Origin of the sequence: Intrasporangium sp., from assembly GCF_030452765.1 — a bacterium.
Taxonomy (GTDB): Bacteria; Actinomycetota; Actinomycetes; order Actinomycetales; family Dermatophilaceae; genus Intrasporangium_A.
The window spans coordinates 1-11844 of the sequence record NZ_JAKDLO010000143.1 but is presented as its reverse complement, the minus strand read 5'-3'; the positions used below and the strand labels follow the sequence as shown (position 1 = coordinate 11844).

Annotated in this window: 14 protein-coding genes; 13 read left to right on the top strand and 1 reads right to left on the bottom strand. The window is 69.6% G+C overall.

The window, feature by feature from the left end:
• The 3 genes from L0H79_RS16210 to L0H79_RS16200 all read left to right on the top strand — a co-directional run.
• The coding region (locus L0H79_RS16210) for a hypothetical protein (protein WP_301485673.1) at positions 1-204 on the top strand (204 nt) is incomplete at its 5' end.
• 303 nt (positions 205-507) lie between these two features.
• Positions 508-741 (top strand): hypothetical protein, encoded by a 234-nt coding sequence (locus tag L0H79_RS16205; protein WP_301485672.1) that lies wholly within the window; start codon positions 508-510, stop codon positions 739-741.
• A gap of 126 nt (positions 742-867) precedes the next feature.
• Positions 868-2097 (top strand): hypothetical protein, encoded by a 1230-nt coding sequence (locus tag L0H79_RS16200; RefSeq protein ID WP_301485671.1) that lies wholly within the window; start codon positions 868-870, stop codon positions 2095-2097.
• 308 nt (positions 2098-2405) lie between these two features.
• Here the strand turns inward: L0H79_RS16200 and L0H79_RS16195 are convergent, their stop codons facing one another.
• On the bottom strand, positions 2406-2579 hold the full coding sequence (locus L0H79_RS16195; protein ID WP_301485670.1) for a hypothetical protein: 174 nt from the start codon (positions 2577-2579) through the stop codon (positions 2406-2408).
• A 380-nt stretch (positions 2580-2959) separates the two neighbouring features.
• Between L0H79_RS16195 and L0H79_RS16190 the strand changes: the two genes are divergently transcribed.
• The 10 genes from L0H79_RS16190 to L0H79_RS16145 form a co-directional block, all read left to right on the top strand.
• Positions 2960-3925 (top strand): ParA family protein, encoded by a 966-nt coding sequence (locus tag L0H79_RS16190; RefSeq protein WP_301485669.1) that lies wholly within the window; start codon positions 2960-2962, stop codon positions 3923-3925.
• 259 nt (positions 3926-4184) lie between these two features.
• Positions 4185-4538, top strand: a complete 354-nt coding sequence (locus tag L0H79_RS16185) for a hypothetical protein (RefSeq protein ID WP_301485668.1) — start codon at positions 4185-4187, stop codon at positions 4536-4538.
• 113 nt (positions 4539-4651) lie between these two features.
• Positions 4652-5116, top strand: a complete 465-nt coding sequence (locus L0H79_RS16180; RefSeq protein ID WP_301485667.1) for a helix-turn-helix transcriptional regulator — start codon at positions 4652-4654, stop codon at positions 5114-5116.
• Positions 5117-5394: 278 nt separating this feature from the next.
• Positions 5395-6015: a hypothetical protein gene (locus L0H79_RS16175; RefSeq protein WP_301485666.1), complete on the top strand. Its 621-nt coding sequence runs from the start codon at positions 5395-5397 to the stop codon at positions 6013-6015.
• A gap of 248 nt (positions 6016-6263) precedes the next feature.
• The gene (locus L0H79_RS16170; protein ID WP_301485665.1) at positions 6264-6905 is read left to right on the top strand and encodes a hypothetical protein; all 642 of its coding nucleotides are present in this window, start codon (positions 6264-6266) and stop codon (positions 6903-6905) included.
• A gap of 23 nt (positions 6906-6928) precedes the next feature.
• Positions 6929-7633 (top strand): SAF domain-containing protein, encoded by a 705-nt coding sequence (locus tag L0H79_RS16165; protein WP_301485664.1) that lies wholly within the window; start codon positions 6929-6931, stop codon positions 7631-7633.
• Positions 7634-7639: 6 nt separating this feature from the next.
• A complete protein-coding gene (locus L0H79_RS16160) occupies positions 7640-8431 on the top strand; it encodes a hypothetical protein (RefSeq protein WP_301485663.1) in 792 nt (263 codons plus the stop codon).
• Positions 8428-10065 (top strand): CpaF family protein, encoded by a 1638-nt coding sequence (locus L0H79_RS16155; protein ID WP_301485662.1) that lies wholly within the window; start codon positions 8428-8430, stop codon positions 10063-10065. The genes L0H79_RS16160 and L0H79_RS16155 overlap by 4 nt, the downstream gene beginning before the upstream one ends.
• Positions 10062-10946 (top strand): type II secretion system F family protein, encoded by an 885-nt coding sequence (locus L0H79_RS16150; RefSeq protein ID WP_301485661.1) that lies wholly within the window; start codon positions 10062-10064, stop codon positions 10944-10946. The genes L0H79_RS16155 and L0H79_RS16150 overlap by 4 nt, the downstream gene beginning before the upstream one ends.
• The coding region (locus L0H79_RS16145; protein ID WP_301485660.1) for a type II secretion system F family protein at positions 10946-11844 on the top strand (899 nt) is incomplete at its 3' end. The genes L0H79_RS16150 and L0H79_RS16145, both read left to right, overlap by 1 nt.

Here is an 11844-nt window from a genome sequence, read left to right as displayed (position 1 = left end):
CCCGTCCCGGCGACCCTCACCGCCCCCGCCGAGCACACCATCCACGCCAGCACCACCGCCATGAACGCCGCAGCCTCCCTCGACCAAACCCCACGCGCAAAACACCATCACCACGAAACCGAGGCAAACAGCAGCAAATCACGCCCCAACCATCAACCACCCACCCTCGCACCCAACGCGCCACAACCCCGCCGCCAGCGGTGAAGACACGGCTGGTCGACCGCTGGCGCTGCATGAGTTCGTGGAGCGGGACGTGGACAGTTCTGGGCCACAGTTTCAACGTTCGCGTCCTGACAGACAGGCTGACGCGGCACGTCGTGCAGATGCGCAAGCCCGAGGCACCCGAACCCGCCGCCCCGCCGGACAGTGACGGCTACACGCCCCGTCAGAAACGCGATCGCCTGCCACGAGGGGTTCACAATGAGTCCGGCACCGTTAGCAGTCCCACGTGACGACACGCCGCGAGCTTCATATGGATATCCCCTGCTTCACGCTAGCGTCGGGCTCATGGCTCCTCGTACAAAACGCCGCGGTGTTCAGACGGTCCCGCTCTACAGCGATGTGACCATCGAAACCAAACGCACGATTGATGTGATCGCTGCCGCCACGGGTTGCCGCAAGAACGTCGTCATCGAGGAGATCATCCGACACCTCGAACTCGATGATCGGGGTATCCCAAGGTGGTGGGATGGGCCGATTCACGTTGGTCAACAAGAGGAGCTTGATCTACGAGCCTCATGAGTCTCAGGGCAGTGCCCTGACAAAGCAGAGAGCCCGCGGCGCCAACCGCGAGCTTCTCTGAAAGTCATAGGACCGATGCCTAAGTCGGTCCGACCAGTTTGAACTCCCGGGACGAGGAGTACCTTTGTGCTGCCCACAATAGCGCATGCCCTGGGGCATGCAACCATCTCGGCGGACGCCGATCTCGGCGTGTCTGTTCCCACGCCTTCGCAGACGGCTCGCACCCGCGCGGTGCTGGCGCACCGGGTCTGTGCCCCGGAGCACGCCGCCTATGTGCGCGCGAGGTGTCTGCATGACACCTCGTGCCTGCCGCGCTGGCACCAGCGCGATCGGGGCGCCTCGAACGCGCACCGTGGTCATCACACGATCGCACCACCGGGCGCGTACTGCACGATCCCGGCTTGGGCGGGCCGGCACGTGTTCCTGGCCGTGGCCAAGCTGGTGCTGGCCAAGCACGCGCAGGTGCTGGCCGAGGAGCAGGTCTCAGCAGCGCTGCTGTTGGAGTATCTGCGGGTGCGCACCGGGTACGCGCAGGCGCGCACCGGGCGGCGCTGCATCGTGCGTCCCAAGGTGCTGGCCAGCGTGCTGGACGCGGCGATCAACACGGTGCACCGCTGCCAGCGCGCCGCCCGCCGGATCGGACTGGAGGTGGTGGTGATGGCCGGGCGGATGCTAACCCTCGCCGAATCCACCGCGGCCCGCCGCCGCGGCTCGGCCCAGCGCGGGCTATCCACCGAGGTGGCCTTCACCATCCCGCTACCGGCCCAGCGCCTGGCCCCGGTTGTGGACCTCGTTACCCCTACCAGTGGTAGGGCTACCACTGGGAAAACCCGCGGAAATCATTCCCCCACTCACGCCGCAAGCGGCGATCGAACGGACACGACTCCGTCGCGGCCACGACAACGCGGCCCAGCCCGGCGTCATCGAACCCCGGGTCGACGCCTGGCCGGCCAGCTGTGCGCCCGGCTGGCCTGGCTGGCCGGCGAATCACCGGCCCGCTGCGCCCCGGCGCTGACCCGGTTCGCCACCGCGGCCACCCCCTGGGACGCGCAGCACATCATCCTGGCGTTGGCCGATCAGGCGCTACGACGCGGCATCACCAGCCCGCTGCGCTCCGACCGGATCGCCACCCGTCCCGCGGTCGTACTGGCCGGGCTGCTACGCGGCCTCGACGAGACCGCCGACCACCCGGACGCCCCCGCCTTTGAGGCGCCCCCGTGCACCCGCACCGACTGCGACCACGGCTGGATCCGCATCGACCAGGACACCGTTGCCCCGTGCCCCGACTGCCCCCCCAGCGTCCGCGGCCACCGCATCGACGACGAAGAACCACTGGATGCCGAGCCCCCATTCTAAGTCGCGGTGATCGAAGAAGCGCTTGGACCCCCAGCTGCTGGCCACGCCCAAGCCGGCGTCCAAGCCGACGCTGTGGCACGCGCTCAACGCCCCGGCTCGCTGCGCCCGGGAACGTTCCGGCTGCACCGACTCGCCCTGGTCGCTGATCGGCTTGTACGCACGCGGCCGGCTACTGGCCCCGTCCCCCGCCTGAACATCCAGCTGGCGGCGTATCGGCATGCCCGAAACCAGCCGTCACCATGCCGACCACCGCCCACGTGTGCCAGACCACCGACGAGAGCGTGCGCCTGCCCCAATGCCCTCGCCGGTCAGGGGGTGAGCCCGTTGAACTGAGCACCCGGGCCGGTGGTGGCCACCACCGGGCAGTTCTCATAACCGTCGCCGGGGGCAGGTTTCACGACCGCCCCTGGGCAGAAACCAATGGCCTTGACACTGAGCAGCCCCTTCACCATGCCGACCAACCCGCCGATCTGCGTCCGCATTCTCAGTGACGGCCTTCGTCTGCAAGACCAACGACGGACAACACCCGCCCCGAGGGTGACGCTTGCTCAGAGCCTCTAAGCCTGGTGCCTCCAAGGTCTCGCAAACGGGTTCTCTCTCATGCGTCCCGCTCCTGGATGGGGACATTGAGACGGGAACATTCAGTGCAGGGTGCAGTCGGGTGCTAGTGCTGCGGGCACGTCACGGCAACTGTCTGCGTACAGGGATGTAGGGTATGCCGGGACGGTATATGAACCTACATACAGCACTACATACAGCACTACATACGGACGGCTAGACGGCAGAAGGGATGATCCCAGATCAAGACCAACATGGCCGATCGCTTCGTCATAATGAGAATGGATGACAGGGTGTGTCGCACGTGCACGAGCATCGGGAACGCGATAACTATGTCCACATGGATGAGTGGACTAACTCGCTGCGGCGGGTCGTTACGGTGGCCAACCGGAAAGGCGGCGTGCTCAAGTCGTCGGTCTGTCGCAATGTGGCGGCTGTGGCCACGGCGGCTGGGTATCGCGTCGCCGTCGTGGATGGGGACCCACAGGGCAATCTATCCGAGATCGACTTCGGCCTTGCGACCGACCGCGGCCGGTCGCTGGCGATGGCCATGCAGTACGGCACACCTCTCCAACCGGTGGTCCACGAGCTCGGCGTCGACGTGATCTGCGGGGGAGCGGAGCTACAGGGTGCCCTCGGCGCTGCCTCGACGCCAGGCGCGGAGGTGAGCCTGGAGGACAACCTGCGCGCGTCGTTGGGCGCCCTCTGCACCGAGAAGGGCTACGACCTGGTCCTGATCGACACCGGCCCAGGCGACACCCGCCTACTTGATGCCTACCTGCGCGCCAGCCGCTGGCTCGTCGTCCCCACTATCAGCGACGAGGCCAGCTTCGCGGGAGTGGACAAGATGGGTGCCCGCTATGCGGCCGCCAAGCAGGCCGGCGCCGAGATCGAGTTCCTCGGCGCTGTCCTAACCAAGGTGAACCATCAGGCCACCGCGAGGAACGCTGCTATTCGCTCCGAACTAGGCGATGCCTTAGGCGATGCAGGGGAGCCCTTTCAGGCCATGATCCGCTACAACGACGCCAACTCCATCGATGCCCGGCGCCACGGCATGAGCGCCCAGGACGTGGCTGTCGAGGCCATTACACAGCGCAAGTCCCGGCTGGCCGACCTGCGACGGCGGGCCCGTGGCGAGAAGCAGCGCGGGGACCAGGACGCTTGGTGGTCGACGAGCAAGAATGCCGGTGCCGCGTTGGCCAGCGACTACGAGGCCCTGACCCGTGAGATCCTCACCCGCATCGGCGCCAAGGAGCTCAGCCATGGCTAGGCGCGTCCGCTCCAACGTTTTCGACCCCAGTCGCACTGACCGCGACGAAGCCCAGGGCGCGCCGGCGTTGGGCGAGCTGCTGCCCCGCGTTACTGCCTTGCCGGCGCCAGGCTCGACTGCTGCGGCAACGCCTGCAACCCCCGTGGAGCGGCTCGTACCCATGCCTGAGGCCGTCGAGCCGCTCACACATGCGAGCCGGCCACGGGGCGTCGGTGGCCGTCCCGTAGCGATAAGCAAGATCACAGCCACCCCGGCGCGCGTGCCCGTCGAGCTCTACGACCGGGCCGAAGAGCTCGTCAAGGGCCGCGGCAAGCCCTCCTGGGGCCAGCTTGTCGCGTGGACCTGTCAGACCCGTCAGCAGGAGGTGGTTGACGAGGTTCTGCGTCAACTGCGTCCAGCCGACGGGCTCGTGCCGCGCGGCCCGAACAGGCGGGGGAGGGGCGCGACCCAGGTCACGGCGCGGTTCACCCTTGATGAGCAGGATACGTTTGCCCAGACCCGCGGCGCGGCGGCGGCCGCGGTCACCGACTCGGACCTGCCTGCCGACGACGCGCACGTGACTGCGACGATCGTAGTTATCGCCGCACTCGAGGTTGCCACCGAGGGGAGATGACCAGGCGGTGGCCGAGGCTGGACAGCTCGCGGCAACACGCGGCAGAGCGTGATGAGTGTGATCCCGGTCCATGCTCGAACGTCCGATAAGGGGGCACATAGGCTGGGGCCTCGATGCGCCGCCCAGACCCCACCCTCAATCCGGACGTGCTGCGGGCTGCCCGGGAACGTCAGGGTCTCACCCAGCACCAGCTGGCTCGTCTTGTCGGTGTCGCCGGCGGTGAACGCATCTCTCGCTGGGAACTGGGCATGTCGACGCCTCGCCCGCGCATGCTCATACGGTTGGCTGACGTTCTCGAGGTAGCACCCACCGCCCTGCTGACCCCAGATCACGGCCCCGCCGACCTGCGACGGATGCGTGTCTTGGCGGGCCTTAGCGCACGCGAATTTGCTCGCCGGATGCACATGTCGGTGGCCAACATCCAGCGCTGGGAAGCCGGACGCATCGAACGCATCCCTCCCGCACAGGTTCTCGAACGAGTCGCAGCCGCCATGTCAGCAGAGATCACGGACGTCGAACGGGGCTTCATCCGCAGCCGTGACCTGTACCGGCAGGACTGGGGTGGGGGCCGGGCCTGAACAGAGCGACACACCGCCCACTCTGCATAGTCGCCTGCGATGTGATCCCATATGCCGGTGCAGCATCGAAGCCGCTCTTGTGAGGCATGAGACAGCCCAGCGGCCGAGGGGCAGAGAGGGGAGAGGGGGGTCGTGAGTGAGGCCGTACGCACAACCAGGAGGAGCACACTTCGTGGGTACGAGCAATATGCGCTAGTGTCATTGCTTCTACTTTGGCGCAGAGTGATCGCCTGAAGGTGTGGCGCGGTCTTTTGGCCAAAGAGACAAGGAGTAGGGACATGACCCGGAAGCGTCCAGGAGCCGCCGTAGCTGCTGTGGTTGCTGTGGTTGCCGTGACGGTACTTGCTGCATGCACGGCGGAGTCAGCTCCGGCGACGACTCCCGCTACGTCATCCTCCCCGCCCGCCAGCATCAGTGCGCCGATGATGACCACGGCGGGTCAGAGTCCTGAGCAGGTTGCTCAGGAGCAGGCAAGAGAGATGGTGGCGAAGTACTATCACGACTCGGACCGAGGACTCTATGACCCCTCCCAGACGAGCGAGGAGTTCTTCAAGGAATCGTCGACCGGGACGGCGCTGGTCGAGAACATCAACGCCCTCAACTCGGCAAAGACGCAGGGGATCCACCTCACGGGGGAGACCAAGCTCAAGTCGGTCACACACGTGAAGACAGACCTTGCGAAGGACCCGAAGTCCTCACCTCCGACGATCCCGTATGTGCAGTTTATGGTCTGCTACGACGTCTCCTCGGTCAACGTCGTGGATAAGGACGGAAAATCCGTCGTGCCGGCCAGTCGTAAGCCGACAGGGTTGCGGCTGCTAGGCGTCGTCAACTATGAGTACCCGAACCCCGATGGTTGGCGGGTCGGCTACGTACAACCGAAGAGAGACAAGTGCTAGCGGTTCGCGTCTTGGCTGTAGTCATCGCCGCGACCATGGGTACCGGACCGGGGTACGTGTCGGCACAAGCGAGTGCGCCGGTATGCAAGAAGTACAACGACAAAGGGATTTGCCTCATCTGGGCCGGTGTGGGCGGTGGGTCGGCAGTCTTGAGTGGGAGTCGATCGGACGCTATTGAGGGCGGTGGGGGTGGCAGTTCCAGTGCTGGTGGACGACCTAGCCTGGTTGAGATCGACGGAGTGTTGTGCATGCCTACAGGACTGGCCGATCCCCAACCGGCGAAGTCAGACCCGATCTGGGAAGACCACAGTGACGGGGCGATCTACGGCTGTGATGAGCCGCCGCACGTGGGAAGGGGGTTCTTCATCGCTGGGCGCCGTGTGTTGTTTTGGGCGGCGTCAGCGCCGGCCCCGCCTCCTCCAGATCCGCGTCAACTCGCCCAGCAGGCGGTTGCCTCGATGCGGCTGAAGGCAATTACGCCGGGGATCGTGCCCGAATCGGGCGCGGGAAGCATCGGGATCATTGGCATGCCGACGTGGATGTGGGTGGAGAACCCCACTGAGAACACGTGGGGTCCGATCACCCGTAGCGCGTCCGCCGGAGGCTACACCGTGGTGGCGGTAGCCAAGGTCAACAAGATCGCCTGGAACATGGGAGACGGCTTCCAGGTGGTGTGCACCTCGAAGGGCACCCCGTATGCGGATTCGTACGGGAAGAGGTCGAGCCCGGACTGCGGGCACACCTACACCCGGCAGGGCAGGTACACCGTGTCGGCGACCAGCTACTGGAGGGTGACCTGGAGCGGGATCGGGCAGAGCGGGGTGATCCCGCTGGATTTCACGCGGAGCACGAACATCACGATGGGTGAGGCGCAGGTGCTTAGCCAGTGACGGCAACGATGGGAAGAGCTGGGATGACGACAACGGCGGCGGGGCCCGAGACGGCTGGCCGGTCCGGTCCGCAGGCCCGGGGCCGCACGGCGCCTGGTGTGGGGGAGCGGGTCGAGGCCGTCGAGCCGGCGCCGAGGCTGCGGCGCCGACCGATGCTGGTGGCCGCCTCGGTGGCCGCGGTGTGTCTGGGCGCGCTGCTGGGGGTGTGGACCTGGACCTCGATCAGCGATGCCCGCTCGGTGATCGCGGCCAGGAACACGATCACCCGCGGTCAGGTCATCACGGCGCAGGATCTGATGATCGTGCAGGTGGGGGTCGACCCCGGTTTGAGGCCGGTGCCGGGCCGGGATCTGGCGGCCTTGGTGGGTCAGCGCGCGGCGATGGACATGTCCGCCGGGAGCCTGATCACCGCGCAGGATGTCGCCCCGGGGGTGCTGCCGCCGGCCGGCAAGTCGGTGGTGGGTGTCGCGCTGCCGGCCTCGCTGATGCCGGGGGAGCCGCTGCGGGCCGGGGATCGGGTGCGGGTGGTCAGCACCCCCGGCCCCGATGGTGAGGTCGCCGCGGGCCGGCAGGTGCAGATCGGCGCTAGCGTGGTCGGGCTCTACCCGGGCGCGGAGCAGGGCAAGACCGTGGTGGCGGTGCTGGTGGAGCAGGAGAAGGCGGGCGAGCTGGCGGCCCGGGCCGCGACCGGGCGGGTCGCGATGGTCCTTGACCCGAGGGAGCGCTGAGCCGGGATGGCGTTGATCGTGCTGACCTCGGCCTCCGGCTCGCCGGGGGTGACGGCGACCGCGCTCGGGCTGGCGCTGACCTGGGCCCGGCCGGTGCTGCTGGTCGAGGCCGACCCGACCGGCGGCTCCTCGATCCTGGCCGGGTACCTGCGCGGGCGCACCGCCCCGACCGATTCGCTGATCGAGCTGGCGCTGGCGCACCGGGAGGGGCGCCTGGGCGAGGCGCTGGCGCAGGCGACGATCGGGATCGAGGGCACCGAAGTGTCGCTGCTGCCCGGCACCCGCTCGCACACCCAGGCCCGCGCCCTGGCGCCGCTGTGGCAGCCGCTGACCGCGGTGCTGAAGGGGCTGGAGCGCACCGGCCAGGACGTGATCGTCGATGCCGGCCGGCTCGGCCTGGCCGGCTGGCCCGAGCCGCTGCTGTACGCGGCGGACCTGTGCCTGATCACGACCCGCTCGGATCTGGTCTCCCTCTCCGGGGCGCGGTCCTGGGCCGAGACGCTGCGGGCCGGGTTCGAGAGCGTCGGAGGGGCCTCGTCGCTGGGGCTGCTGATGGTCGGCCAGGGCGAGCCGTACGGCCCGCGCGAGGTCCGCAAGGTGTTGCAGGTTCCGGTGACCGCCACGGTGGCCTGGGACGAGCCGGCCGCGCGGGTGTTCGCCAAGGGCGGTCCCGCGCCGCGCCGGTTCGACTCCTGCGTGCTGGTGCGCAGCCTCAAGGCGGCCCGGGCCGGCATCGAGACAGCGGTGGCGGCCGGCCGCGCGGAGCTGCCGGCGCCGGCGGCCGGGAGGCCGATGTGAGCATCAGCGACAACCAGCAGCGCCACGCGCAGGCGAGCCCCACCGGCCCGGCCGGGCCGGCTGACCCGACGGCGCTGCCGCTGTTCGCGGCCCCGCCGCGCCCGGGCCGGGTCCGCGGCTCGTTCACGATGCACCCAGGCAGCCGGGAGAACCAGCCAGGCGGTCGGGAGAACCAGCCCGGCGGCCGCGGGGACCGCGAGCAGGCCCCGGCCCCGGCCGGGAGCGAGCCCGGCGTCCCGGCGGATCCGGTGGATCCGGTGGGGCTGGGTGCTGCCGGGCGCGGCTATGACGAGGGCCTGGACTGGGACCTGGTCGCGACCTTGCGCCGGCAGGCCTCGGACCGGCTCAGCGCGGTGATCGGCGATCAGCGGGGGCACCTGTCCGGGCAGCAGCAGCGCGAGCGGGGCCGCGAGATCATCGCGGCGCTGCTGGCCGATGAGTGCTCGGCGCGGGTCAGCGCCGGGCAGCACTCCTGGAGCTTGGCCGAGCAGCAGGCGATGGCCGGCGCGTTGGACGCGGCCCTGTTCGGGCTGGGCCGGTTGCAGCCGCTGGTCGATGACCAGCGGGTGGAGAACATCATCATCGCCGGCTGCGATGGGGTGTGGCTCGAGCTGGTCGGCGGGCGGCTGGTCAAGGGCCCGCCGGTGGCCTCCAGCAACCAGGAGCTGATCGACTTCCTGGTGTTCCTGGCCTCCCGCTCGGAGGCGAACGCGCGCCCGTTCAGCGAGTCGCAGCCGCGGCTGCATCTTCGCCTCGATGACGGCTCCCGGCTGGCCGCCACCGCGTGGGTGCACCCGTTCCCGTCGGTGGTGATCCGCCGGCACCGGCTGCGCCGGGTCACCTTCGCCGACCTGGTCGGCCTCGGCGCCCTGAGCGAGACCGCAGCCTCCTTCCTGGCCGCGGCGGTCAAGGCCGGGCGAAGCATCGTGGTCTCCGGGCCGCAAGGGGCCGGCAAGACCACGTTCGCGCGGGCCCTGTGCGCCGAGATCCCCAGGAGGGAGATCATCGGCACCTTCGAGAGCGTCTACGAGCTGCACCTGCACGAGCTGAGCGAGCAGCACGACATCGTCTTCCCGTGGGAGGCGCGCCCCGGGTTCGGCGAACGCGGCCCCGACGGGCGGGCCGCCGGGGAGTTCACCTTGGCCGACGCGCTGGTCGACTCGTTCAAGTTCAACCTCAGCCGCCAGATCGTCGGGGAGGTCACCGGCCCGGAGATCCTGGCCATGTTCAAGGCGATGGAGTCCTCCAACGGGTCCATCTCGACCACGCACGCCCGCAGCGCCGCCGGCGCGATCGGCAAGCTGGTCACCTGCGCGCTGGAGGCCGGCCCGCAGATCACCTACGAGTACGCCACCCGGCAGCTGGCCGCGAACATCGACATCGTGGTGCACCTGGCGTTGGACAAGACCGAACTGCCGGACGGTTCGGCCCAGCTGGCCCGCTGGGTCTCTGAGATCATCACGGTGGCCCCCGGCGAACGCGAGGCCGGCTACGCGATCACCTCGGTGTTCAAGGCCGCGCCCAGGGCCCGGACCGCGACCGCGGACGTGATGCCAGATGAGCACCGGGAGCTGGAACTGTGGGGCTTCGACCTGCCCGGGTTCCTCACCCAGTCCGGGCAGGCCGCCTCATGAGCGCGCTGGTCGCGGCCCTGGCCGGGGCGCTACTGACCGCCGGGCTGCTCGGGATCGCCGCCGGGACGCGCCTAACACCCACGAGCACCACCGGCGCGCCGAGCCCGGCCCGCGCCCGCCTGCTGGCGGGGCTCTCCCGCCGGTACCGGGCCTTGAGCGTGCGCACCCGCCGGCTGCTGGCGGCCGGGCTGGCGGCCGGGGTGCTGATCGCGCTGGCCACCGGGTGGCTGCTCGCGGCCCTGATCGTGCCGGCCGCGGCGGCCGGGCTGCCCTACCTGCTCTCCTCGCCAGAGTCGGCCGCGCGGGTCGAGCGGCTCGAGGCGATGGAGGAGTGGACCCGGTCCCTGGCCGGGATCCTGACCGCCGGCGTCGGCCTGGAGCAGGCCCTGATCGCCACCTTGCGTTCGACCCCGAGCCAGCTGCGGGCCGAGGTGGCCCGGCTGGCCGCACGGCTGCGGGCAAGGTGGGCCACCGAGGACGCGCTGCGCGTCTTCGCCGACGAGCTGGATGATGCCACCGGGGACCTGATCGCCGGCAACCTGATCCTGGCCGCCCGCCGCCGCGGGCCCGGGGTGGCCAGCGTGCTCGAGGCCCTCGCGGAGTCCGTCGCGGCCGATGTGCGCGCCCGCCGCGAGATCGAGTCCGACCGGGCCAAGCCGCGCTCGACGGCCCGCTGGGTCACTATCATCACCATCGGGGTGCTCGCCTTCCTGGCGGTCACCGGCCAGTACGTCGCCCCCTACGGCTCACCGTTCGGGCAGGTGCTGCTGAGCCTGCTGCTGGGACTGTACGTGGCCACCTTGATCTGGATGAAACGGATGGCGGCCGGGCAGCGGCTGCCCCGGTTCATCGGCGCCGCCGCCAAGCAGGCGGCCCGCTGATGCCCACCGGACTGCAACTGGCGATCGCCGCCGGGGCCCTGATCGGGGCCGGGGCCGCGCTGCTGATCTGGCGCCTCGCCCCGGCGGACCCGGACCTGGGCGAGGCGCTGCGGCGCCTCTCGCCGCGGGCCCGCCGGCCCGCCGGCGAACAGGCGCACACCGGCGGGGACTCGCGCGAGCGGGTCGGGCGGTGGGCGATCAAGACCCTGCCGGCCGGCGCCTGGGGCACCGTGCCGGCCAGGGATCTGGCGATCATGGCGATCCCGCTGTCCCGCTTCTACGGGGAGAAACTGCTCTACGCCCTGCTCGGCACCTTGATCCCGCCGCTGCTGACCGGGCTGTTGACCATCGCCGGGCTGCCGGTCCCGATCGCGATCCCCGCGATCGGCACGATCGCCCTGGGGATACTGCTGTTCTTCCTGCCGGATCACAACGTGCGCGATGACGCGAAGAAGGCCCGCGCCGAGTTCACCCGGGCACTGGGGGCCTACATCGACCTGGTCGCCCTCGAGCGGCGCGGCGGCGCCGGCGCCCGCCAGGCCATGGAGGTGGCCGCGCAGGTCGGCGACAGCTGGGCCTTTCGCCGCCTCGGCGAGGAGCTGGCCCGCACCCGCTGGTCCGGGCTGACCCCCTGGGGGGCGCTACACGCCCTGGCCGGCGAGCTGGGCCTGCCCGAGCTGGACGACCTGGCCGACATCATGCGCCTATCCGGGGAACAAGACGCCCAGGTCTACACCAACCTGCGGGCCCGCTCGGCCGGCATGCGCGCCGCCATGCTCAACACCGAGAAAGCCAAGGCCAACGAGATCGGGGAACGCATGTCCATCCCGATGAGCCTGCTCGGGGTCATCTTCCTGGCCATCCTGATCACCCCCGCCCTGCTGCGCGTGCTCGAAGG

Coding starts and splice junctions, on each gene's coding strand:
- L0H79_RS16205 (WP_301485672.1), top strand. CDS start 508: ATGGCTCCTCGTACAAAACGCCGCGGTGTTCAGACGGTCCCGCTCTAC.
- L0H79_RS16195 (WP_301485670.1), bottom strand. CDS start 2,579: ATGCGGACGCAGATCGGCGGGTTGGTCGGCATGGTGAAGGGGCTGCTC.
- L0H79_RS16180 (WP_301485667.1), top strand. CDS start 4,652: ATGCGCCGCCCAGACCCCACCCTCAATCCGGACGTGCTGCGGGCTGCC.
- L0H79_RS16175 (WP_301485666.1), top strand. CDS start 5,395: ATGACCCGGAAGCGTCCAGGAGCCGCCGTAGCTGCTGTGGTTGCTGTG.
- L0H79_RS16170 (WP_301485665.1), top strand. CDS start 6,264: ATGCCTACAGGACTGGCCGATCCCCAACCGGCGAAGTCAGACCCGATC.
- L0H79_RS16165 (WP_301485664.1), top strand. CDS start 6,929: ATGACGACAACGGCGGCGGGGCCCGAGACGGCTGGCCGGTCCGGTCCG.
- L0H79_RS16160 (WP_301485663.1), top strand. CDS start 7,640: ATGGCGTTGATCGTGCTGACCTCGGCCTCCGGCTCGCCGGGGGTGACG.
- L0H79_RS16150 (WP_301485661.1), top strand. CDS start 10,062: ATGAGCGCGCTGGTCGCGGCCCTGGCCGGGGCGCTACTGACCGCCGGG.